At 65.3% G+C, this 24,188-nt stretch carries 20 protein-coding genes; 9 read left to right on the forward strand and 11 right to left on the reverse strand.

The window, feature by feature from the left end; all coding sequences use genetic code 11:
- Positions 1-3: 3 nt before the first annotated feature.
- The 7 genes from NY08_RS19105 to NY08_RS19135 all read right to left on the reverse strand — a co-directional run bounded on the left by NY08_RS19105 (position 4) and on the right by NY08_RS19135 (position 9,347).
- Positions 4-1,494, reverse strand: a complete 1,491-nt coding sequence (locus NY08_RS19105) for an aldehyde dehydrogenase family protein (RefSeq protein ID WP_045198113.1) — start codon at positions 1,492-1,494, stop codon at positions 4-6.
- Positions 1,491-3,038: an acyl-CoA synthetase gene (locus tag NY08_RS19110; protein ID WP_045198115.1), complete on the reverse strand. Its 1,548-nt coding sequence runs from the start codon at positions 3,036-3,038 to the stop codon at positions 1,491-1,493. The genes NY08_RS19105 and NY08_RS19110 overlap by 4 nt, the downstream gene beginning before the upstream one ends.
- A 132-nt stretch (positions 3,039-3,170) precedes the next feature.
- The gene (locus NY08_RS19115; protein WP_327205171.1) at positions 3,171-3,800 is read right to left on the reverse strand and encodes a TetR/AcrR family transcriptional regulator; all 630 of its coding nucleotides are present in this window, start codon (positions 3,798-3,800) and stop codon (positions 3,171-3,173) included.
- A gap of 28 nt (positions 3,801-3,828) precedes the next feature.
- Complete coding sequence (locus tag NY08_RS19120; RefSeq protein ID WP_045200778.1) at positions 3,829-6,003, reverse strand: 3-hydroxyacyl-CoA dehydrogenase NAD-binding domain-containing protein; 2,175 nt, start codon at positions 6,001-6,003, stop codon at positions 3,829-3,831.
- A gap of 35 nt (positions 6,004-6,038) precedes the next feature.
- Positions 6,039-7,247, reverse strand: a complete 1,209-nt coding sequence (locus tag NY08_RS19125; RefSeq protein ID WP_045198119.1) for an acetyl-CoA C-acetyltransferase — start codon at positions 7,245-7,247, stop codon at positions 6,039-6,041.
- A gap of 35 nt (positions 7,248-7,282) precedes the next feature.
- Positions 7,283-8,476, reverse strand: a complete 1,194-nt coding sequence (locus NY08_RS19130) for an acyl-CoA dehydrogenase family protein (protein WP_045198121.1) — start codon at positions 8,474-8,476, stop codon at positions 7,283-7,285.
- 172 nt (positions 8,477-8,648) lie between these two features.
- Positions 8,649-9,347, reverse strand: coding sequence for a FadR/GntR family transcriptional regulator (locus tag NY08_RS19135; protein ID WP_045198123.1), 699 nt, complete (start codon positions 9,345-9,347; stop codon positions 8,649-8,651).
- Between the two features lie 194 nt (positions 9,348-9,541).
- Between NY08_RS19135 and NY08_RS19140 the strand changes: the two genes are divergently transcribed.
- From NY08_RS19140 to NY08_RS19170, 7 genes are all read left to right on the forward strand, one after another.
- Positions 9,542-10,912 (forward strand): SLC13 family permease, encoded by a 1,371-nt coding sequence (locus tag NY08_RS19140; RefSeq protein ID WP_045198125.1) that lies wholly within the window; start codon positions 9,542-9,544, stop codon positions 10,910-10,912.
- Between the two features lie 212 nt (positions 10,913-11,124).
- On the forward strand, positions 11,125-12,324 hold the full coding sequence (locus tag NY08_RS19145; RefSeq protein ID WP_045198127.1) for a CaiB/BaiF CoA transferase family protein: 1,200 nt from the start codon (positions 11,125-11,127) through the stop codon (positions 12,322-12,324).
- Positions 12,321-13,823 (forward strand): carboxyl transferase domain-containing protein, encoded by a 1,503-nt coding sequence (locus NY08_RS19150; RefSeq protein ID WP_045198129.1) that lies wholly within the window; start codon positions 12,321-12,323, stop codon positions 13,821-13,823. Before NY08_RS19145 ends, NY08_RS19150 begins: the two co-directional genes overlap by 4 nt.
- 93 nt (positions 13,824-13,916) lie before the next feature.
- A complete protein-coding gene (locus NY08_RS19155; RefSeq protein ID WP_045200779.1) occupies positions 13,917-14,669 on the forward strand; it encodes an IclR family transcriptional regulator in 753 nt (250 codons plus the stop codon).
- A gap of 66 nt (positions 14,670-14,735) precedes the next feature.
- Entirely contained in the window at positions 14,736-15,911 is a 1,176-nt protein-coding gene (locus NY08_RS19160) for a 4-hydroxybenzoate 3-monooxygenase (RefSeq protein WP_045198131.1), read from the forward strand.
- A 139-nt stretch (positions 15,912-16,050) separates the two neighbouring features.
- The gene (locus tag NY08_RS19165; protein WP_045198132.1) at positions 16,051-17,253 is read left to right on the forward strand and encodes an MFS transporter; all 1,203 of its coding nucleotides are present in this window, start codon (positions 16,051-16,053) and stop codon (positions 17,251-17,253) included.
- A 42-nt stretch (positions 17,254-17,295) separates the two neighbouring features.
- Positions 17,296-18,777 (forward strand): amidase, encoded by a 1,482-nt coding sequence (locus tag NY08_RS19170; protein ID WP_045200781.1) that lies wholly within the window; start codon positions 17,296-17,298, stop codon positions 18,775-18,777.
- Here NY08_RS19170 and NY08_RS19175 read toward each other — a convergent pair.
- Positions 18,774-19,826 carry an NAD(P)H-binding protein gene (locus NY08_RS19175; RefSeq protein ID WP_158462596.1) on the reverse strand — a complete coding sequence of 351 codons (1,053 nt, stop codon included), beginning with the start codon at positions 19,824-19,826 and terminating at the stop codon, positions 18,774-18,776. The two genes, NY08_RS19170 and NY08_RS19175, sit on opposite strands and share 4 nt — an antisense overlap.
- Positions 19,827-19,912: 86 nt before the next feature.
- On the opposite strand from NY08_RS19175, the gene NY08_RS19180 reads away from it, so the two are divergent.
- A complete protein-coding gene (locus NY08_RS19180; RefSeq protein WP_094684805.1) occupies positions 19,913-20,713 on the forward strand; it encodes an alpha/beta fold hydrolase in 801 nt (266 codons plus the stop codon).
- Positions 20,710-21,858 (forward strand): PP2C family protein-serine/threonine phosphatase, encoded by a 1,149-nt coding sequence (locus NY08_RS19185; RefSeq protein ID WP_094631960.1) that lies wholly within the window; start codon positions 20,710-20,712, stop codon positions 21,856-21,858. Before NY08_RS19180 ends, NY08_RS19185 begins: the two co-directional genes overlap by 4 nt.
- On the opposite strand, the gene NY08_RS19190 is transcribed toward NY08_RS19185, so the two are convergent.
- The 3 genes from NY08_RS19190 to NY08_RS19200 all read right to left on the reverse strand — a co-directional run bounded on the left by NY08_RS19190 (position 21,835) and on the right by NY08_RS19200 (position 24,179).
- Entirely contained in the window at positions 21,835-22,194 is a 360-nt protein-coding gene (locus NY08_RS19190) for an STAS domain-containing protein (RefSeq protein WP_045198136.1), read from the reverse strand. The genes NY08_RS19185 and NY08_RS19190 overlap by 24 nt on opposite strands.
- Before the next feature lie 67 nt (positions 22,195-22,261).
- On the reverse strand, positions 22,262-23,593 hold the full coding sequence (locus NY08_RS19195; RefSeq protein WP_045198138.1) for an MCE family protein: 1,332 nt from the start codon (positions 23,591-23,593) through the stop codon (positions 22,262-22,264).
- A 130-nt stretch (positions 23,594-23,723) separates the two neighbouring features.
- Positions 23,724-24,179 (reverse strand): hypothetical protein, encoded by a 456-nt coding sequence (locus tag NY08_RS19200; RefSeq protein WP_045198140.1) that lies wholly within the window; start codon positions 24,177-24,179, stop codon positions 23,724-23,726.
- Between the last annotated feature and the right edge of the window lie 9 nt (positions 24,180-24,188).

Consider the following 24,188-nt stretch of genomic DNA (forward strand, 5'->3'; position numbering starts at 1 on the left):
CGATCACCGACGGTGACGGAGCCCGAGCAGGCGGTCGATCAGCGGCATGACCCAGCGCTTGCGGTGGAGCGTCACCAGCTCGAATCCGGGGATGTCGAACAGCTTCGTGACGCGGCTGTGAGTGCGGCAGAACTCGGCGAACCCCTCGTCGCCGTGTACCCGCCCGAAGCCGCTGGCACCGACGCCGCCCATCGGAACAGATCCCATTCCGGCGAACGCGATCACCGAATTGACGGTGACCTGACCGCACACCAGCTGCGCCGCAATCTCTTTGCCCTGCCTGCGGGAGAACACCGAAGCGCCGAGAGCGTACCGATGATCGTTGCTCAGCTCGATCGCCTCGTCGATGCTGTCGACCTCACGGATGGTGACCGTGGGGCCGAAGGTCTCCTCGCGAACGGCCGAGCAGCTTTCGGGGGTGTCCACCAACACGGTGGGCCCGACGAATCGCTCGCCGATCGAGGACAGTCCGCCGATCAGTGCTCGACCACCCGCCGCCTCGGCGTCGGCGAGATGGCGTCGAACGATGTCGATCTGGCCGGGCATCGTCATCGGCCCGTAGGTGGCCGACGCATCACCACCGGGCCGGATGGAGCGCGCATGCTGCACGAGAGCGCCGGTGAATTGTGCTGCGACACTCCGCTCCACGTACACCCGCTCGACTCCGACGCACGTCTGCCCGCTGTTGCCGAATGCTCCCCAGGCCACCGCCTCGGCTGCTGCCGCGATGTCCGCGTCCGCAGCGATGATCACCGGATCCTTGCCGCCGCATTCCACGACCACCGGTGTCAACGTCTCGGCGCACGTGGCCATGATCTTCGAGCCGGTTCTCGTCGAGCCCGTGAACGCCATCTTGTCCACACCCGATCGGCACAGCGCGGCACCGGTCTCGCCGTATCCGGTCACCAGCGACAGAATGCCCAGTGGCAGAGACGGATTGGCTTCGTGGAAGGCGCGGACGTATCGGGCCGCAACCGCGGGGGTGTATTCGCTCGGCTTGAAGACCACGCAATTACCTGCTGCCAGCGCCGAACCGATCGCACTGTTGGGTGCATACAGGGGGTAGTTCCACGGACCGATGACGCCCACGACACCGAGTGCCACCGTCTCCACGTGAGCGGAGTAGTTCGCGAGCAGCAACCCGGGGCCGACTCGGCGCGACCGCATGAGCTTCGGTGCCTGCTTCTCCGCCCACGCGATGTGCTCGAGGGTCAGTACGATCTCGAGCAGTGCATCGTCGGCGGGTTTGCCGTTCTCGCGGTGAATGAGATCGACGAATTCGGTTCGATGACTCCAGATTTCGTGTCGCCATGCCCGCAGGTGTCGGGCGCGAGACCGTGGCGGCAGCGAGGCCCATGTGCGCTGTGTCTTTCGCGCGAGTCCGACCGTCCGCGCGACGGACTCCGTCCCATCGACGGGGAAGGAGGCGACCGGACCGTCGTCGATGGGGGAGAAGGAATCGAACGTGGTTCGCGCCTGGACCTGGCTGGTCACAGGGACGCTCCGAGCGCGTCCTTCGCCACGTGGGCGTCCCGCAGTTCGCGCTTGAGGATCTTTCCCGCGCCGCTCATGGGCAGCGCGGTGACGAACTCGATGGTGCGCGGGGTCTTGTATCCGGCAACGTAGCTGCGGGTGTGATCGCGAAGTTCTTCGACCGTCGGCGAGGTGCCATCGGCCAACACGACACAGGCGTGGACGCGCTCGCCCCATTCGCCGTCGGGCACACCGATCACGGCGCAGGCCAGGACGGCGGGATGGCGGCTCAGTGCGCTCTCGACCTCTGCGCTGTAGACGTTCTCGCCGCCGGTGATGATCATGTCCTTGAGTCGATCGACGACGAACAGGAATCCGTCGGCGTCGAGGTAGCCCACATCGCCGGTGTGCATCCAACCGTCGCGAACGGCCGCGGCGGTCTCGTCCGGCTTGTTCCAGTAGCCCAGCATCACGTGTCCACCGCGAACACAGATCTCGCCGACGGATCCGGTGGCCAACTGCTCGTCGTCGGGGCCGAGAATCCGGATCTCCGAGTGCGGGGCCGCGCGACCGGCCGAGCCGATGCGTTCTCCCACATGGTGTTCCGGCCAGAGCAGCGATGCGACCGGTGCGAGCTCGGTCATGCCGTAGGCCTGAGTGAGACGGGCCTGCGGGAGGCGTGCCAGGGTGCGCTCGAGGACGCCTGCGGAGATCGAGGATCCTCCGTACAGCACACGACTGAGCGAGGAGGTGTCGAACTCGCTCAATGCGGGGTGGTCGACCAGAAGCTGAATCATCGTCGGTACCAACAACACATCGGTGATCGAATGCTCGGCGATCGCGCCGAGGACGGCGGTCGGCTCGAAGAATGGAACCATGACGTGGGTACCGCCGAGCATGACCTGCCCCACCCACGCGGCCAGATCGGCGAGGTGGAACATCGGAGCGGCATGGAGCAGGATCGATGCGTCGTCGAGCAGCTGTCCGGTCGCCACCGTTCCCAGGCCGGAGGTGACGAGGTTCGCGTGCGAGAGCATGACGCCCTTGGGGAAGCCGGTGGTGCCGCCGGTGTAGAAGAGTCCTGCGAGTGCGTCGCCGCTACGGCGGGCGTCGGGGACGGGATCGTGGGACGAGACCAGGTCCTCGTACGAGACCATGCCCTCGGGGGTGGTGCCGTCTCCGCAGTAGACGATGGTCTGCAGGCCGGCACATGCCGGGCGCAGTGCCGGGACCATCGCACCGAAGGTGTCGTCGACCAGCAGGACCTTGGTGTCGGAGTCGTTGAGTGCGTACGCGACCTCCACGGGCGACCATCGGATGTTCACGGGGTTGAGCACGGCGTCGGCCCACGGCACCGCGAGCAGGTACTCCGAGTAGCGGTCGCTGTTGAACGCCAGCATCGCAACTCGATCGCCGGACTCGACGCCGATGGAGTGCAGGCCTGCCGCCAGTCGTGCCACTCTGTCGATCTGTTCGGCGAAGGTGCGAACGCGATCGCCGAACACCGTCGCTGCGCGGTTCGGAGTCGTTGCGGCGGAGCGATGCAGGCCTTGGGTGAGATACATGTCGAGTCCCTTGTGCGAGAGGGGGCGAGGGCGCCCCGGTGAATACCGTCACAGTTCCACCTTGTTGGCACTGTGTCAATAGTGGAGGTGTAGGGCGACCCGGCTGGCGATTCCGCGAAAACGGTTGTCTTGCTAACGTTCCCGAGCGTCGTCGAAGGAACGTGCGGTTGCGAGAACGGTGACGAGCACATCCGTCAGCAGAGTCTCGACCTGCTCGGGCGTCAGTGTGCCGCGCACCAACCACTCGCGGCCCGCTGCCTTGACCATGCCGCCGAACGCGCGCACCGCAGACGTCGCGATGCGACGGTCACCGCCTCTGCCCTCGAATGCCGTTGCGTCGAGCACGCGTTCGGCAGCCAGATCGTCGGCCTCGTCGAGAATCTGCGCCACCTGTTCGTCCACACCCGACCCGCTCGCCATCGACACCCACGCCGTGCCGTGTGTCTCGATCACCCCCACCAGCCAGTGCACACTGCCACGGGCCCGCTCCTCGAGTGAGCCCGTGGGCAGATGTACGTCTTCGATCGGCGGCACGGTGACCAGGAAGCGAACGCTCTCGAGGTACAGATCGCGTTTGCTGCCGATGTAGTGGTGAATGAGCCCGCGGGCGACGCCGGCCGAGGCGGCGACGTCCGACATCGACACCTCGGCGTACGGCTTGTCGCCGAACAACCGAACGGCGCTGGCCAGGATCTGTGTCCGACGCTCGTCCGGTTCGAGTCGATTCCACTTGGGTGTACTTGCAGCCGGCATGGTTCTCATGATCGCACCGAGCCGACTCCGTGAGGCGTCAGAGGTACCGCTCGGTGCGCGAGCGCAGTGACCTCGGTACGACGAACCGATCGCCGTACCGTGCCCGCAGCTCGTCGGCTCGATGTACGAACCCCTGCAGCCCGCCGTCGAACTGATCGACGAACTGCAGCACCCCGCCGGTCCAGGCGGGATAGCCGATGCCGAGGATGGAGCCGATGTTCGCATCGGCGACCGTGCGTAGGACTCCCTCGTCCAGGCATGCGACCGAGTCCAGGGACTGTGCGATCAACATGCGATCCATCATGTCCTCGAACGGAATTCCGTGATCGGGGCGGTGGTAGTGCTCCACCAGGCCCGGCCACAGCCCCGCCTTGGTGCCGTCCTCGGCGTACTCGTAGAAGCCGCGACCGCCCTTGCGGCCGGGCCGATCGAACTCGTCGACCAGTCGATCGACCAGAGCATACGAATTCGACACGATCCACGGTCGACCCTCGGCGCGGGCGGCCTGCGCCATGCCCTCGCGGATGTGCCTGGACAGGGTCAACGAGATCTCGTCCATGAGAGCCAACGCACCGGACGGGTAGCCCGCCTGGAGAGCGGCCTGCTCGACGGTGGCGGGGTGCACGCCCTCCGCGACCAGCGAGATCGCCTCGTCCATGAACCGGCCGATGACGCGAGTGGTGAAGAAGCCGTGACTGTCTCCGACGACGATCGGCGTCTTGCCGATCAGACGGACGAAGTCGAATGCGCGGGCCAGAGTGGAATCACTGGTGTGTTCTCCCACAACGATTTCCACCAACGGCATCTTGTCCACCGGAGAAAAGAAGTGCGTGCCGACGAAGTCCGAGGTGCGCGAGACTCCCGTCGACAGCTCGGTGATGGGCAGGGTCGAGGTGTTCGAGCACAGCAGTGCGTCGGCGGTCAGATACTTCTCGACGGCCTCGAAAGCGCCCTGCTTGACGGCGGAATCCTCGAACACGGCCTCGACGACCAGATCGCACCCCTCGGCATCGGCCGCGTCGGAACTGGGTGTGATCAGAGCGAGCACCGCATCGGCGTCGGCCTGGGTCGTGCGCCCCTTCGCGACGGCCTTGCCGAGAATCGAACGCGCGTAATCCTTTCCACGCTCGGCGGATTCGATCGAGACATCACGCAGTACGACGGGAACCTCGGCCGACGCGACGACGTAGGCGATGGCGGCACCCATCATCCCTGCTCCGATCACCAGCACCTTCTCGGGTACCCGGTGCGGTTCGCCGCTCGGACGAGAGCCGCCCTTGTTGATGGATCCGAGATCGAAGAACATCGATTGGATCAGATTGCCCGAGACCGGACCGCAGGCGAGTGCCGTGCAGTGTCGGGTTTCCACGATCGACGCCGACTCGAAGTCGAGCACCGACCCTTCCACCGCGGCAGCAACCACCGCGATGGGAGCGGGCATGGGTGCACCCTTGACCTGCTTGCGTACGGTGGCCGCGAAGGCAGGCAGCTGCGCAGCCAACGCGGGTGAGGCCGCGGTGCCGCCGGGAATCTCGAACCCCTTCCTGTCCCAGGGCTGTACTGCAACGGGATTGGCGACGATCCAGGCACGTGCGTTCGCCATCATCTCCTCGTGGGTGTCGACGACCTCGTCGATCAGTCCGATCTCGAGTGCCTTGGCCGGCCGGTAGCGCTGCCCCTGGCCCACGACCTGGGTCAATGCGCCGACGATTCCGAACATCCGCACCGTTCGGGTGACTCCGCCCGTGCCAGGGAGCAGACCGAGGGTTACCTCGGGAAGGCCGAAGCGAGAGTTGCTTCTGTTCACTGCAATTCGGTGATGGCAGGCCAGCGCGATCTCGAAGCCGCCACCGAGCGCGGTGCCGCCGAGTGCAGCGACGACGGGCTTGTCCAGCTTCTCGAGCCGACGGAACTTGTCCTTGGTGAAGTCGAGGGCATCGGCGATGCGTGCATGGTCTGCGGGGCCCGCGTCGCGCAACAACTCGAGGTCACCACCGGAGAAAAACGAATCCTTTCCCGAGGTGACGATGACGCCGTCGAATGCGTCTCGATTGGCCTCGAGCCAGTCGACGGTCCGACCGAGCGATTCACCGAACGCGGTGTTCATGGTGTTGGTCGACTGCGTCGGGTCGTCGATCGTCACCACGAGTACGCGGTCGGTCCCTATCTCGCCGGTGATCGTCGACGTCGTCAGTGCAGCAGAGGTATTCATCGTGTCCTCGGGTCGTTGTTCGAGCGCGGGGGTGGTCACAGGCGCTCGATGATGGTGGCGACGCCCATTCCGGCACCGATGCAGAGCGTGATCAGCGCATAGCGCTCGCCCCGGCGCTCGAGCTCGTCGAGAGCCATTCCGGTGAGCATCGCTCCCGTTGCGCCCAGTGGGTGGCCCATCGCGATCGCGCCGCCGTTGACGTTGATGCGCTCGTGGTCGATGTCCAGCTTCTTCGCGTAGTTGAGCACCACCGAAGCGAATGCCTCGTTGACCTCGAACACCGCGATGTCGTCGAGACCCAGTCCCGCCGCGGCCAACACCTTGTGGGTGGCCGGAACCGGGCCGGTGAGCATCAGCGTCGGGTCCGATCCGGCGACGACCCCGGCCACGACGCGTCCGCGTGGGGTCAATCCGCCTGCGCGACCGGCCTCTTCGGAGCCGATGAGAACCATCGCGGTGCCGTCGACGATGCCGGAGGAGTTACCGGCGTGGTGTACGTGATCGATGCGCTCGACCTCGGTGTACTTCTGCATCGCGACGGCGTCGAACCCGGCGAGCGAACCCATCTGTGCGAACGATGGTGTCAGGGCGGCGAGGTCGGCAGTGGTGGTCTCGGGTCGCATGATCTCGTCGTGATCGAGCATCAGCCGGCCGTTGGCGTCGAAGACGGGGATGACCGACTTCTCGAAGTGGCCCATCGACCAGGCATGCGCCGCTCGTTGCTGGCTACGTACCGCGTAGGCGTCGACCTCGTCCCGATCGAACCCCTCGATCGTCGCGATGAGATCTGCGCTGACTCCCTGTGGGACGAAGTAGCTGCCGTAGTTGGTCAGCGGGTCGCACGGCCACGCGCCGCCGTCCGCCCCGAGCGGCACACGAGACATCGATTCGACGCCACCGGCGACGATGAGCCGATCCCATCCGGACCGAACACGTTGCGCCGCAGTGTTGACGGCCTCGAGCCCCGATCCGCAGAAGCGGTTGAGCTGAACGCCGGCCACGCTGTCCGGTAGGCCGGCCGCCATCGCGACGGTTCGGGCGATGTCGCAGCCTTGATCGCCGACCGGGGTGACGACACCGAGCACGATGTCGTCGATCAGGGCCGGATCGAGCTGGGAGTGTCGAGAGAGCAACGTGGACAACGTGTTCGCGGCGAGGTCGACCGGCTTGACGGTGTGCAGTGAGCCGGAGCTCTTGCCGCGGCCACGTGGGCTGCGCACTGCGTCGTAGAGGAATGCCTCCATGGGGTGCCTTTCTGGGGCAACAAGATTGCCGAGTTCTACAGGGAACGGGAAATGAGCTCTTTCATGACTTCGTTGGCACCGGCGTAGATGCGGGCGATGCGTCCGTCGACGAACATGCGGGCGATGGGGTATTCCTCCATGTAGCCGTACCCACCGAAGAGCTGCAGGCACCGGTCGACCACCTCGAACTGTCGGTCGGTGGTCCAGTATTTGACCATTGCGGCCGTGGTGACGTCGAGTGTGCCCGAAATATGCTGTGCCATGGCGTCGTCGACGAAGGTGCGCACGACGCGGCCGATGGTGGCGCATTCGGCGAGCTCGAACTTGGTGTTCTGCAGATCGAACAGTGTCTTGCCGAACGCGCTGCGCGACTTGGTGTACTCGACGGTCTGCGCGACGGCGGCGTCGATCATCGCAGCGGCGGCGATGCCGCAGATCAGGCGTTCCTGGGGGAGCTGCTGCATCAGCTGCGCAAAACCGCGACCCTCATGACTTTCCTGGTCGTTCCTGCCGGCTCCACTCCCGCCCCTGAGCAGATTCGAGGCGGGAACGCGAAGACCGTCGAAGGTGAGTTCGGCTGTGTCCTGGCCCTTCTGGCCGATCTTGTGCAGCACGCGTCCGCGGTGAAAACCTTCGGTGTCATCGGAGACCTCGGCGACGAGCAAGGACAGTCCCCGGGCTCCCGCGGAGGGATCGGTCTTGGCGGCGATGATGAGCAGATCGCAGTGAGCTCCGTTGGAGATGAACGTCTTTCCGCCGGTCACCACGTAGTCGTCGCCGTCACGCACGGCGCGGGTTGTGATGCCTTGCAGGTCCGATCCGGTGCCCGGTTCGGTCATGGCGATGGCTCCGATCCATTCGCCCGAGCACAGTTTCGGCAGCCACCGCTGCTTCTTCTCCTCGGACGCGTAGGCCAGGATGTAGTGCGGAACGATGCCGCTGTGCACGCCGAGCTGCATGGCCGAGTCGCCGGCGCGGACCTGTTCTTCGAATAGCACTGCCTCGTGTCGGAAGTCGCCGCCGCCTCCGCCGTATTGCTCGGGTACCGACATGCCGAGCAGCCCGAGGCTGCCTGCGGTGCGGTAGACCTCGCGGCTGGGGCGTCCGGCCGCCGCGAATTCCTCCCGGTGCGGTGCGACCTCTTTCTCGAAGAATCCTCGGGCGAGCTGGCGCACGTCGCCGAGCTCGGTGGCGAGGTCGTCGGTGGAGCGGTCTGCGAGTGCAGTCATGGGGGGTCCTTGGCTCGAAGCGCGACTGTGGTTTATTGGCGCTGTGCCAATAATGATGGCGCGACGATGTCGTGGATGTCAACCATGGGTGCTGCCCGAGCTGCCGAACTCGAAGTCATGGACGGATTCGGGTCAGAATTCATCCATAACTTCGAGCTCGGCGGGGAGTTCTCTAGCCGTCGACCGAGCGCAATAGCGCCACATCCGAGACGAGTCGGATGTGGTCGGCCATTGCCCGGCCCGCCTCGGCCGGATCCTGATTGCGGACGGCCTCGGCGATGCGTCGATGATGCTCGAGCGAGGCCTGGGGACGGTCGGACTGCGACAGCGACTCGATGCGGGTCTCGCGAATCAGTTCGGCGATCTCACCCATCAGGCGGGCGAGCAGCGGTGAGTGAGCGGCCTCGGTGATGGCGTGATGGAAGAGCTCGTCGCCGGAGTCTCCGCGATCGCCGTCGGTGATCTCGGTGGCCATCACGGACACCGCGTGGTCGATGGCTGCCATCTCGTCGTCGCTGCGCCGCGTTGCGGCCAGTTCGGCGAGCTTGACCTCGAGTGCCTCTCGGGCCTCGATCACTTCGGGTAGACGGTCGGCGTGTTCGCGCAGGGCGCGAATTGCCATGTCGCCCACGGGCCGTCGGACGAGTACCGCCCCATCGCCGTGGCGCACGGCAAGGATGCCCTGCACTTCGAGGGCGACGAGGGCCTGGCTCAGCGATGCACGGCTGACTCCAAGATGTCCGGCCAGTTCACGCTCGGGCGGAAGTCGATCGCCAGGGTTCATGTCGCGATCGGCGATGTGCTTGCACAGCTGTTCGACGATGACCTCGTACAGCCGTGGTCGGGTCACGGGGCGAATTTGCTCAGCCACTGTGTCACTCGCTCTCTGCTCCTCTGGAACTCCACCTTAACTGTCCGGTAACCGGTGACTCAGGTCATGGCATGTATTGACAAGTGATCCAGTTCACTGGTTGAGTCCTTAATGACTCAGTGGCCAGTCCAATTAGCCACTGAAGATCTCGGGCGACCGCTCGAGTGACACCAGAGACGGACCGGAGACCTTCGATGTCGACCGAGTTGATACCCATCCTTGCGCTCGTCGTCATGTTCCTCGCCGCAACCGTGTTCCCCGTGAACATGGGTGCGTTGGGGTTCGTGGCGGCGTTCTTCGTCGGAACACTTGCCGTGGGCATGGGTGCCGACGACATCATTGCCGGCTTCCCGAGCAGTCTCTTCCTGACGCTCGTCGGCATCACCTACCTGTTCGCCATCGCGCAGAACAACGGCACTGTCGACCTGCTGGTCCGCGGAGCCGTTCGACTCGTCGGTGGCAGGGTGGCGCTCATCCCCTGGGTGATGTTCGGCATCACCGGCGTCCTGACCTCCATCGGGGCGCTCGGGCCTGCCGCTGTGGCCATCGTGGCCCCCATCGCGCTCGGCTTTGCCGCGCGCTACAAGATCAACGCCCTGCTCATGGGCATGATGGTCATCCACGGCGCGCAGGCAGGCGGATTCTCGCCCATCAGCATCTACGGCGTCACGGTCAACAACATCGCCGCCAACGCGGGTCTCGTCAACAGTCCGCTCACACTCTTCCTCGGCAGCCTGTTCTTCAACGCCGCGATCGGTGCGCTGCTGTTCATGTTCCTCGGTGGGCGCTCCCTCATCGGACGCAGCGTGCACGACGAGGACGGCAGTCGTCCCGACGGCGACACCGGCGGAGTCGGCGGTTCGGGTTCGCGAACGGTCATGCGCGGCTTCGGCTCCTCGACGCCTCGGCCGTCCGGTCAGACCGTCACGGTCGAGAATGCACCGCCCCTGGCCACCGCGGTCAAGGCCATCTCGTTCGATCAAATTCTCACGCTCGTCGGCCTGGCCTCGCTGGCGCTGTTCGCACTCGTGCTCGATCTCGACGTCGGCTTCATCGCGATGACGGTGGCCGTGGTTCTCGCTCTCGCATCGCCGAAGGCGCAGAAGGGTGCGATCAACCAGATCAGTTGGTCGACGGTTCTGCTCATCGGCGGCGTGCTCACGTTCGTCGGGGTCCTGCAGGAAGCCGGAACGGTCGAGTACGTCGGCGATTCGGTCGCGAGCATCGGTATCCCGCTCCTGGTGGCGCTGCTGCTCTGCTACATCGGTGCCATCGTCTCGGCCTTCGCGTCGTCCACCGCGATCCTCGGCGTCACCATCCCGCTGGCCGTTCCGTTCCTGCTCGCGGGTGAAGTAGGCGCTATCGGAGTCATCGTGGCACTGTCCATCGCCTCGACCATCGTCGACGTCAGCCCGTTCTCCACCAACGGAGCCCTGGTGCTCGCCAACGCCCAGGACATCGACCGAGATGTGTTCTACAAGCAGATCCTCAAGTACAGCGCTCTGGTTGTGGTCATCGGTCCACTGGTCGCCTGGGGATTGCTGGTAGTACCCGGCTGGATGTAGCTCGACAGTAGCTCGGATGCGGTTCTCGATGATGGCGGCACGTGTGTTCGACGTGCCGCCATCACGCGTCTGAGCTGGGCAAAGGCCCGCACATCGGTACTTGACTTCTCTGAGGTTCGCTGGTCCAATGGAATTGGCTAGGCCACTAGCCCAGTCATCCAATCGGACTTCGGGTCCGGCTCTCACCTCGCTTCGACGTAAGGATCAATTCGATGCCCCTCAACACGACAGGCAGAACCGGACCGCTCGAAGGCACCGTGGTGGTCGATCTGACCCGTGCCCTGGCCGGCCCGCACGCGGCCATGATGCTCGGCGACCTCGGCGCAGACATCATCAAGGTCGAGACCCCCAAGGGCGGCGACGACACCCGAGTCTGGGGTCCCCCCTTCGTCACTCCGCGCGACGCCGAACGTGAGTCGACCTACTTCCTCTCGGCCAACCGCAACAAGCGATCCATCGCACTCGATCTCAAGACCGACGACGGCCGAGAAGCGTTGGAGCACATGATCGAACGAGCCGACGTGCTGCTCGAGAACTTTCGCACCGGAGTGCTCGACCGCCTCGGCTTCTCGCCCGAACGCATCGCCGAGATCAACCCGCGCACGGTCGTGCTGTCGATCAGCGGATTCGGTCACGACGGCCCCGAGGGTGGCCGCTCCGGCTACGACCAGATCGCCCAGGGTGAGGCCGGGCTGATGTCGTTCACCGGCTCCGGTCCCGAGGACGTCCAACGCGTCGGCGTTCCCATCGCCGACCTGCTGGCCGGAATGTACGGGGCCTTCGGCGTTCTCGCCGCACTGCGTGAACGCGACCGCACCGGACGCGGCAAGGTCGTCCGTACCTCCTTGCTCGCCAGCGTCGTCGGAGTACACGCCTTCCAGGGCACCAAGTGGACCGTTGCCGGCGAGATCGGCACGGCGCAGGGCAACCATCACCCATCGATCTGCCCGTACGGATTGTTTCCGACCTCGGATGGCGCAGTGCAGATCTCCGTGGGCAGCGAGGGCCTGTGGCATCGGTTCTGCGAGGGCTTCGGTATCGACCCCGATCTCGAAGGCATGGCCACCAACCCACAACGCGTCGACAGTCGCGACGACGTCATCGAACTCGTCTCCAAGATCTTCCGCACCTACGACACCGAATCGCTGCTGGCCCTTCTCGACGAGATCGGAGTTCCCGCAGGCAAAGTGCGCAACGTGCAAGAGGTGTACGAGTGGGAGCAGACCAAATCTCAAGGCCTGCTGGTCGACGTCGAGCACGCGACGTTGGGCACGGTCACTCTTCCGGGGCCGCCGCTGCGCTTCTTCGAATCCGACGGCACCGAGGTCACCGAAACCAATCATCTGGCTCCGCCGGTACTCGGTGCCGACGACGAGCTCGTCCGCGACTGGCTGAAAGAAGCGATCCGATGACCAGAATGACCGCCCTCGAACTGCTCGATCTGGTGATCGATCCCGGCAGCTTCGACTCCTGGGACACCCCGACCGCGGACTACGTCATCGACGACGAGTACGCGGGCGAACTCGCGGCGGCCCGTGAGAAGACCGGTCTCGACGAATCCGTCCTCACCGGGTCCGCGACGATTCGGGGCCGCAAGGTCGCAATCCTGCTCGGCGAGTTCGCATTTCTGGCCGGCTCGATCGGGGTTGCGGCGGGTGAACGGCTCGTCACTGCCGTGCACCGGTCGACGGACGAGCGGCTGCCGCTGCTCGCGTTGCCGACCTCCGGCGGAACCCGCATGCAGGAGGGCACCGTCGCGTTCCTGCAGATGGTCAAGATCACCGCCGCGATCACTGCGCACAAGGCGGCGAACCTGCCGTACATCGTCTACCTGCGGCACCCCACCACCGGTGGAGTTTTTGCGTCCTGGGGATCGCTCGGACACGTCACCGTCGCCGAGCCCGGTGCCCTCGTCGGCTTCCTCGGGCCTCGCGTCTACGAGGCCCTCTACGACGCGAAATTCCCCACGGGCGTGCAGACGTCGGAGAACCTCCAGGCCCACGGGCTCATCGACGCCATCCGCCCGCCCGAGCAGCTCGGCGAAATCGTCGATCGGGCGCTGCGCATCATGACCGACATCCCGTCGTGCCGGCCCCGCACCGTCGAGGCGCTCGAATGGACGATCGAGGACGTGCCCGCGTGGACGTCGATCCTGGCCTCCCGTAGGAACGATCGTCCCGGCGTGCGCGAGTTGCTGTTCAGTACGGCGGCAGATGTGCTGCCGCTGAACGGAACCGGGCAGGGAGAGTCGGATCCGGGTCTGATTCTGGCTCTCGTTCGGTTCGGCGACATGCCGTGTGTACTGCTCGGGCAGGATCGACGTGGGCAGACGACCAAGACCCCGCTCGGTCCCGCAGCGCTTCGCGAGGCTCGACGCGGTATGCGTCTGGCACAGGATCTGAAGCTTCCGCTCGTCACCGTCATCGACACCGCGGGCGCGGCGCTGTCGAAGGAGGCGGAGGAAGGCGGTCTCGCGGGAGAGATCGCTCGGTGCATCGCGGACATGGTCGACCTCGAAACACCGACGCTGTCGTTGCTGTTGGGGCAGGGGACGGGCGGTGGCGCTCTGGCACTGGTGCCCGCTGATCGCGTTCTTGCTGCTCAACACGCGTGGCTCTCGCCGCTGCCGCCCGAGGGTGCGTCGGCCATCGTGCATCGGGACACTGCTCATGCGGCCGAGATGGCCACCAAGCAGGGAGTACGGTCGCTCGATCTCTTCCGAGCCGGTGTCGTCGACATCATCATTCCCGAGCTGCCCGACGCGGCGGACGAATCGCAGCAGTTCTGCGACCGGGTGGGTGCGGTGCTGCACCGGGAGCTCGCCGACCTGATCGCCCAGGATCCGTCGATGCGGATGATCGCCCGCGAAAAGCGCTTCAACAGAATCGGCTTCGCGGCTGCCGCGGTCTGATGGCCGCCGAACTCGAAGTTGTGGATGACTTTCGGCTGAAATTCGTCCATAACTTCGAGCTCGGCGATGACCGGGGAGGCTATCGTCGTGCAGGTGGCGGGCAATGCGCGGGATCCGGGGGTCTCGGTGGCGTCTCGACTGTTGGCGTTGCTCGGCGTGTTCGACGAGCAGAAGCCTGCGTTGACATTGACCGAATTGGCAGACGGCGCAGGTCTTCCCATCGCCACGGCTCACCGCTTGGTGCACGAGCTTCTCGACTGGGGAGCACTCGTTCGCGGCGACGACGGCAAGTTCGTGGTCGGACGTCGGCTGTGGAAGCTGGGTATGTTGGCCCCGGATCAGTCCGACCTGCGCGAGATCGCGTCGCCGTTCCTGCACGATCTCTACGGAGCCACGCTCGCCACGGTGCATCTGGCCATTCGTGACGGCGACGAGGTGCTCTACCTCGACAGGTTGGCCGGACACGCGTCGGTGCCCGCGATCAGCCGGGTCGGAGCCCGTCTGCCGTTGTACGCGACCGGAGTCGGAAAGGTGTTGCTGGCCTACGCTCCGCGCGAGGTGCACGACCGAGTGCTCGGGAGCTTGGCCCGCATCACCCCGTACACGGTGACTCACCCGGGAAAGTTGGACAGCGAACTACGCCGAGTGCATCGCGAGGGGTATGCGCAGACGGTCGAGGAGATGACACTGGGAGCGTGTTCGGTGGCCGTACCCGTCCGCGGCGAGAGCGAGACGGTGGTGGCCGCACTGGGAATCGTGGTTCCGAGCATCGGTCGAGATCGCGCCAGACTGGTTGCAGCTCTGCAGGTTGCGGCCCGAGGGATCGAGCGAACTCTACGGGGGTGAACGCGGGCTTTCACTGAGTGGAAACTGCCTCTTGTCCGGAGGTCGCATGCGCGGTGTACTCGATGCATGCGTACACAGGTCGCCATCATCGGTGCAGGGCCCGCGGGTCTGCTGCTGTCCCACCTGCTCGGGGAGCAGGGAATCGACTCCGTTCTGATCGAGTCGCGCACGCAGCAGTACGTGCTCTCGCGAATCCGGGCAGGCATCCTCGAACATTCGACGGTTCGGTTGCTCGACGACCACGGCTTGGGCGAGCGGTTGCATCGCGAAGGCCACGAGCACCGCGGAATCTATCTGCAGTGGCCGGAAGAGCGACACCACATCGACTTTCGCGATCTGGTGGACCGAAGCGTGTGGGTGTACGGGCAGACCGAGGTGACGAAGGATCTCGTTGCGGCGCGCGAGAAAGCCGGTCAGCAGATCTATTACGGCGTCTCCGACACCGCGTTGCACGACGTGGAGTCCGACGCCCCGTACGTCACGTTCACCGACGCGTCGGGAACATCGATGCGGATCGACGCCGACGTCATCGCCGGATGCGACGGTTCCTTCGGTCCGAGCCGCGCGGCGATGCCGGATTCGGTGCGTAACACCTGGGAGCGAACGTACCCCTACTCCTGGCTCGGGGTGCTCGCCGACGTGGCACCGTCGACGGACGAGCTGATCTACGCCTGGCATCAGGATGGATTCGCGATGCACTCGATGCGATCGTCGACGGTCAGCCGGCTGTACCTGCAGGTTCCGAACGGCACCGACATCGCCACCTGGTCCGACGAGCGGATCTGGGATGCGTTGGCACGCAGGCTCGGTCATGGTCAGGACGGCTGGGAGCTGACACCGGGACCGATCACCGAGAAGAGCGTGCTGCCGATGCGCAGCTACGTGCAGACGCCGATGCGACACGGCAGACTCTTTCTGGCCGGCGACGCCGCCCACATCGTGCCGCCGACCGGAGCGAAGGGCCTCAACCTCGCGGTCGCCGACGTGGCCCTGTTGGCCCCGGCGCTGACATCGTTGCTGGGCAAGAACGACTCCCGTGCCGCCGATGCCTACAGTGACGACGCACTCCGACGCGTCTGGCGCTGCACGCACTTCTCGTGGTGGATGACGACGATGCTGCACACCGGCGACGATCCGTTCGACGCGCAGTTGCAGCTCTCCCAGTTGCGTTGGGTGGCCTCCAGCGAGGCAGGAGCAACGGGACTGGCGGAGAATTATGCGGGACTGCCGATCGGATTCTGAGCGGGTGGACTGTCGAACTCGAAGTTATAGACAGAATTCGGCAGGAATCCATCCATAACTTCGAGTTCGGCGGCGATCGCTGCGGCCGGCCCTCGTTCGTTACTCTTGCGGAACAGCGAGAGAAACAGGGTAATTCACAGTGTCTGATATCGACGCGACCTCGGCGCGCACGACCACCGCGGTACGGGCCACCTACATCGCGTTCATCGGAGCCGGCTTCGCCTTCGCCAGTTGGGCATCGCGTATTCCGCAGGTGAGGGACCGGCTCGAGCTCACGTCGTCCCAACTCGGCATCGTGCTGCTGGCCCTCGCCGTCGGGTCGTTGCTCGCCCTGCCGCTGTCCGGCATCATCATCAACCGCTTCGGGTCTCGGCTCACGGTGACGGTGATGTCTGTCGTCCTCGCGGCCGGTCTGACCATCATCTCCACCGGCTATCTCGTCGGTGTGGTGCCGTTGCTTCTCGGGCTGTTCGTGCTCGGATTCGCCAACGGCGCCTGGGATGTTGCCATGAACGTCCATGGCGCAGTGGCCGAACGACGGCTCGGGCGATCGATCATGCCGCGCTTTCACGCGGGTTTCAGCGCGGGCACCGTGGTGGGAGCCCTGATCGGAACACTGATGGTGGTGCTGAACGTCTCGGTGACGGTGCATCTGCTGGCGGTCGCAGCCGCGATCGTCGGAGCCATCCCGTGGGGAGTCCGTAACTTTCTGAACGAGTCCGACGCCGAACCCGAACAGCCCGCCCCCGACACCTCGCGGCCACATGCCCTCGCTCGGTGGAAGGAGCCGCGCACCCTGTTGATCGGTGTCGTGGCCTTGTCGTTCGCGTTTGCCGAGGGCAGCGGAAACGATTGGCTCAACATCGCATTGATCGACGGATACGATGCATCGGCCGTCGCAGGGACCCTGGCGTTCACCACGTTCCTGGTCGCCATGACCGCGGTGCGGTGGTTCGGCAACGGTCTGCTGGATCGGTACGGTCGCGTCGTCGTACTGCGAGGTCTCGCGGGCGTCTCGGTGGTCGGCGTGCTGTTGTTCGTGCTCAGTCCGATTGTGCCGCTTGCGTTTCTGGGCGCGTTTCTGTGGGGATCGGGCGTCTCCCTCGGCTTCCCGGTTGCCATGAGTGCGGCGGCCGACGAGCCGGCAGCTGCCGCCGCTCGCGTCAGTGTGGTCGCCTCCATCGGATACTTCGCCTTTCTCGGCGGTCCGCCCCTCATCGGCTTCCTCGGCGGGCACGGTGACGTACTTCGAGCGTTGCTCGTGGTCGCTGCGCTCCTGGCGTGTTCGTTGATCGTGATGGGGGCATTGCGGCCCCTCGCTGGGTCGAACTCGCGGCATTGATTCCGCTCCGAGGCCGACATGGCCTCGGATACTGTGGCCGGTATGCGCATCGACGAGTATCGCCAGTACGACGGCCTCGGTCTGGCCGGTCTCGTGGCCGCAGGAGATGTGACACCGCGCGAACTGCTCGATTGCGCACTGGCGCAGGTCGAATCGATCGATCCGCGGATCAATTCCGTGATTCGGGTGATGCGGGAGCAAGCCGACGACCAGCTGACGCGACCGTTGCAGGGCCCCTTCGCCGGCGTGCCGTTCCTGATCAAGGATCTCTCGCAGGACTACGCGGGCCTGCCCACATCGAGTGGATCGCGTGCGTTGAAGAACCTGCCGATGCCCGAGCATTCCACGGTGGTGCAGCGCTGGCTCGATGCCGGCCTGGTGATCTTCGGTAAGACCAACACTCCGGAATTCGGGGCGAAGGGAATCACCGAACCGGCGGTGCACGGCGCGACTCGAAATCCATGGGATCGCAGCAGAACTCCCGGTGGATCGTCGGGTGGATCGGCCGCTGCGGTGGCGTCCGGCATCGTCCCGGTGGCGGGAGCCAACGACGGCGGCGGTTCCATCCGGATTCCGGCGTCGTGCTGCGGTCTGGTCGGACTCAAGCCGGGACGCGGACTGGTGCCGTCGGGCCCCACGTTCGGCGAACCCATGCACGGGGCAGCAGTGCAGGGCGTCGTGTCGCGGTCGGTGCGCGATACCGCCGCGATGCTCGACGTGCTGGCGGGCGGTGAGGCGACGTCCGGCTATCTGCCCGCGCGTCCGGACGAAACGTTCCTGTCCCGAGTGGACAAGGACCCCAAGCCTTTACGCATCGGAATGTACGCTGTGACATCGGTCAATCCGTCGCCCCACCCGCATGCCGTCGCCGCGATGGAGTCGGCTGCGAAGGCACTCACCGATCTCGGCCACACCGTCGAACTTCTCGACGCGCCACCGTACGACGACGCGAATCTCAACCGCGAATTCCTGCTGGCCTGGTTCACCTACCTGGCGTGGGAGATGGACGAGGTGAAACGCAGAACCGGTTGCGGCGACGACAGATTCGAGCGTGACACCCGCATCATGGCGCTGGGCAGATCCGCCAGTGGTGTCGACTACCTCGAAGCAGTGGAAGGTCGCCATGTGCACGTGCGTGCGCTGGCCACCTTCTTCGAGACCTACGACCTGTTGCTCACGCCCACTCTCGCGGAGCTCCCCCCGAAGATCGGTGCCTTCGATCTGGCGAAGCCGTTGGAGCTGGCATCGGAGTTGTTGCTGCGCAGCCGAACTGCAGGAATCCTGCGCTACACCGGCATCGTGGATCAGATGATCGACGACAACATCTCGTGGATTCCCTACACGCAGCTGGGAAACGTCACCGGGCGTCCGGCGCTGTCGGTTCCCGTGCACTGGACCCCCGAGGGTCTTCCGATGGGCGCGCACTTCACCGCACCCCTCGGCGGCGAGGCATTGCTCGTCCAACTGGCCGGTCAGTTGGAGCGAGCCGTGCCGTGGGCCCACCGCTACGCCGATATCGGTTAGCGGGTCACTCCGAGCAGAGCCTTTCCGACGATGCCCGACGGCCGTTGCCGCACATGGCCGTCGACGATATCGACGACTCCGCCTGCCCACTCGGGATCGGTGTCGGCGGCAGCCTGGGGATCGGCGTGGGCATCGGTGCCCTCCTCGGCGGTGACGGTGATCGAACGCTCGAGGGCCTCTCGGACGCTCATCAGCGACGTATCGGGCTCGGCGAACACCTCTGTTGCTGCGTTCCCGCGGCGCACCACCATGTCGTGGGTGAGGCTGTCGACCAACGAGATCACCGTGCCGGCAGGCATGGCGGTGATCTTGGCGACGGCGCGCCCCACCAGACCGGTCGGCAACAGCGGTACCGGAATCTGTATGCGACGCAGACCGGCGACGCTGCCGTATGCCTGCAGTAGTTCGGGGTAGCTCATCGTCTCGGTTCCGCCGATGTCGAACGTTCCCGGGCGTGCGGTGTCGCCGAGAGCGCGGGCGATGATGGCGACCACGTCGACGACGGCGATGGGCTGGACCTGCCTGCGCATCCACGTCGGGATGGGCGTGAGCGGCAGCCGCTCGGTCATCCGTCGCACCAACTCGAACGACGTCGATCCGGAACCGAGAATGATCGCCGCCCGCAGCGCGGTGGCGTCGACGGAACTGTCGAGGAACGTCTCCTCTACCTGCAGGCGAGAGCGCAGGTGATCCGAGAGCGGCGTGCCGTCGTCGGGAATGAGTCCGGAGAGGTAGACGATCCGGCGCACACCGTTGCGTTCGGCCGCGGCGGCCACGGCCTGCGCGGCATGCCGATCCTTTTCGACGAAGTCGCCCTCGTCCATCGAATGCACGAGGTACACGACCGCGTCGACATTCTCGGTCGCGGTGTCGAAGGTCTCGTGCTCGTCGAGGTCGAAGTGCACGGCGGTGACGTGAGCGCCCCAGGCGAAGCGCGATTTCTTGCTCGGATCGCGCATTGCGGCGTGCACGTCGTGACCCTGTTCGAGGAGGACCGGGATCAGCCGAGACCCGATGTATCCGGTTGCGCCGGTGACCAGCACTCGCATGACTTTCTCGTTTCTGTAGACAAGGGCCATACCCCGTCGGAGCAGTCTCACTCCCCGGTGTCGGAAGCAGATGGCAGACTGTGCGGGTGAGTGCGCGTATCAGGAACAACGTCAGGGTCGTGGGGGCTGTCGACGGGCCCGTGGTGATGCTGGCTCACGGTTTCGGTTGCGACCAGACGCTGTGGCGTTCGGTGACCGATATCCTGGCTCCGAATTTCTCGGTCGTGCTCTTCGATCACGTCGGGTCGGGAGCCTCGGACCCCGCGGCGTGGGATGCCGACAAGTACGCGCCGCTGGAGGCCTACGTCCGCGACATCGTCGACATCGCCGAGGAACTCGATCTGCACGATGTGACGTTCGTGGGGCATTCGGTGGCGTCGATGATGGGTGTTCTCGCGGTCCAGGCGGCTCCCGAGCGATTCTCCAAACTCTTTCTCCTGACGCCGTCCCCCCGATACATCGACGACGGTGACTACCGGGGTGGCTTCAGCCGCGAGGACATCGACGAGCTGCTCGAGTCGTTGGACAGCAACTATCTCGGGTGGTCCGCGTCGATGGCACCGATCGTGGTGAACGCACCGGATCGGCCGGATCTCGAGAACATGTGGACCGCGAGCTTCTGCCGAACCGATCCCGAGTGCGCACGGGTGTTCGCCCGTACCACCTTCCTGTCCGACAATCGCGCCGATCTGGCCGGGGTCGCCCTGCCCACGATGATCGTCGACTGTGCTCGGGATTCGCTGGCACCGCCTCAGGTCGGCAGATACGTCCACGAACACATCGCAGGCAGCACCCTGCAGACCCTCGACGCGAGCGGGCACTGCCCGCACGTCACCCAGCCCGAACAGACCGCCGAGGCGATTGCGACCTTCGTGAGATCGTCGTGATCCACGAACTCGACATCGAGGACCTGTACGAGAACGCGCCGTGCGGCTACCTCTCGGTGCTGCCGGACATGCGGATCGTGAGACTGAACTCGACGCTGGCGAACTGGCTGGGATTCGAGGTCGACGCCTTGATCGGTACCGACTTCACCCAACTCCTCACCGCTGGTGGCCGGATTCACTACGAGACCCATTTCGGTCCGATTCTGCGGATGTACGGCCAGCTCGACGGCATCGCGATCGATTTCGTGACGTCCGATCGGCGACGGCTGCCCGTGTTCATGACCGCGAACGTCAAGACGGACGAGACGGGTGCGCCGGTACTGATTCGCATCACCGCGCTCGACGCCAGGGACCGTCGCACCTACGAACGCGAGTTGCTCGAGTCCCGAACTCGAGCGGAGCTGCTGGCGAAGACCCTGCAGCGGTCGTTGCTGCCGCCTGCCCTGCTGCCGCCGTCGGGAATGACCGCTGCCGCGCACTATCACGCGGCATCGAGCGACGAGGTGGGCGGCGATTTCTACGATCTGTTCCCGCTGTCGGACGACCGGTGGGGATTCTTCCTCGGCGACGTGTGCGGCAAGGGTGCGTCGGCCGCAGCCGTGACGTCGTTGACGCGGTACACCCTGCGCGCGGCCGCGGTGTACGACCACGATCCGGTCGCTGTTCTGCACAACCTGGACTCGGTTCTGCGGCAGGAGTTCCGCGAGAACGATGCGCAGTTCTGCACCGCGGTGTTCGGAGTGCTCAGTCGCTCGGACGGAGGATTCGAGGTGTCGATGGCCAGCGGCGGTCACCCACCTCCGCTGGTGATGCGGGCCGACGGCAGCGCGCACTACGTACACATGACGGGTGGGCAACTCGTCGGAATTCTGCGTGCCGCCCGCTTCGTGCCTGCCACCGTGACGTTGAGCGCAGGCGACACCCTGATGCTCTACACCGACGGCTTGACCGAGGCCCGGGTGGGCACGGGTCGATACGACGACGAGGGCGCGCTGCTCGAGTTCGCGACAGCCCACGCCCCGGCGACGGCAGCGATCATCGTCGAGGATCTGCGAGTCCTACTGAACAGCTTCGGCGACGGATTGGCCGACGATGCAGCAGTGATGGCGCTGGGGGTGTCGTCAGTCGAGAGCGGCGAGGGCTGACGCCAGATCTGCGTGCAGCGCGAATTCCTGATCGAGACCCATCAGTTTGATCGGGCGGCTGGTGGTCGGCCCATCGGCGACGACCGAGAAGGCGACGCTGTCCCCGTGGTTCTTCTGCGTCGATGCCAGCACCGTCATGGCAGCCGAGGCCAAGAACGAGACCTTGCTCAGATCGATGATCAACGCGGCAGGCGTGGTGGAAATCTGGGCGTCGATCGCGCTCGACAATGCGGGGGCCGTGGTGACGTCGAGTTCACCGGCGACAGCGATGACGGCCGCGCGGCCGTCGTTGCTGGACTGGATGGAGAATCCGGCGGTGTTCGTATCGGCTGACATCTGCACTCCTGAATCGTTACCCGCCGCGCTCGTCGACGGGGCATGCGGACCATTCAATCAGTTGGTCCTACTCGAACGTGACCTGCGTTCCTCTGAGCGCGGGAGCGCCGACCGTCGTGGTCCAGGACGGCACCGCGGCGGGGTCGATTCCGGTGGCCCCGCCGTAGACGACGGCCAGGGTCTGCTGCTCGGTGACCGAATTCGCATACGAGGCGGGCACAGGGGAGAGCTGCGGTGCAGGCAGCGTCGGAATGTCCTGGTCACCGGGGTTTCGAGTCGGCACCTGGTACGAGCCGTCGTTCGCGGAGCCGCCCGGATACTGCGGAAAGTACTCGCCGGTCGAACGCTCGATGGGAGTAGGGCAGGTCGGGCCGCGGTTCTGCTCGAACAATCTCGGCTCGTCCTGGTTCGGTAGGTACCGACCCTTCGGGTTGACGAACGGCATCGAGACGTTGATGCCGGGGTACTCGTCGCCGACGCCGGTGACGATCCGTCCACGCCTGGCCCCCTCGGCGAACTGGGCGACGGTGCAACCGAGCGCGGGTGAGAATTCGGCGAGGACTTCGAGGGCCTCTCGTGAGTTCGCGGCCAATCCGATGACGTTCGCGGAGTTGGCGTCGAGGAAATCGGCAGTGGTGGACGAGGCCGAGGTCACCGAGGCGTACAGCGATTCGAGGGCCGGGCGCTTCTCGACGACGGTATTGCCGGTGGTCCGTAGGTTGTCCAGTGCGTTGATGAGCTCGGGAGCGGCATCGGCGTAGGTCTGCGAGAAATCGGCGAGCCCGCGCAGGTCTTCCTGGATTGCGGGCAACTCCGTGTTGAGGCCGGCAAAAATGTTCTCGAGTCTGTCGATCGTGAGACCGAGCTGCTCACCACGCCCGCTCAGTCCCTGAGCCAACGCACCGAGGGTGTTCGACAGGTCCTCCGGCGGAACCGCCTGGAGCAGCGGCAACAGGCCGTCGAGTACCTGCCCGACCTCGATGGCGTTACCGCTGCGATCCTGCTTCAGCACGGTGCCCTCGGTGATCGCGGACGCCGGCTTGCCCTCGGGCAGGACCAGTGCGACGTACCGCTCCCCGAACAACGTCTTCGGCAGCAGTCGCGCAGTGGCGTTCGACGGAATCATCTCGGCCATGTCCGGCTCGATGGCCAACTCCGAGGTGACGACGCCATCGGCCGTCGTCGCCGAGCGGACTTCGCCGACGATCATGCCGCGAACCTTCACATCCGCATTGCGGGGAAGCGCGTTGCCGACGCTGTCGGTCTCGAGCGACACCGTCACCACGTCCTCGAACGTCTTGTTGTACGAGGTGACGCTCCACCCGACGAACATGACGATGAGCAGGACAAGGGCGATTCCGAGGAGTCGGTTCTGGACCGGCGAGGGGGAGCCGGTCATGCGACCGTGGAGACGACAACAGCAGCCATGTCGCGAACCTTAGTGGTACACAACGTCACACTTACTACCGAAGATCGGTTTGTGAGATGGACCTAGCACTCCGGCAGAAATGTGATGGGCACCACTATTCTCAGTCGGCAACCAAGTGGGTCGAATGGAACCAGCCGCCCTGTCCGCGTTCTCGCTGCCGGCCGATGACGTATGTCCCCGGCGCGATTCCGGTGGCTCCGTGTTCGGGATGAATGAGGTATGCCGTCTGCGAGTTGGTCAGGATGCCCAGGGCCAGACCTCGGACGTCGTGCACGGGAGTGGCCCACGAGCAGACGCCACCGTCGGCCACCAGGCTGTGGGGGTTACCGCCTGCGGCGCTGCGCAGTAGTTCGATTCCCGTCAGCGGCACCTTCTCGCGTCGCGTCTGGCCGGTGGGGACGACTATGCCGTCGAGCAGTACGTACGGAACGACGATCAGATCGCCTTGAGCTTGCAGGCCGTCGATGACGGGCACGGAGATCTCCTTGTCGAGATAGTCGAATACGTCGAGGCCGGTGAGGTCGGTCAGTGCGGACAGTGTGATGTTCGAGTTCATGTGAGTCAC

It is taken from the genome of Rhodococcus sp. B7740 (assembly GCF_000954115.1).
Lineage (GTDB): Bacteria > Actinomycetota > Actinomycetes > Mycobacteriales > Mycobacteriaceae > Rhodococcoides.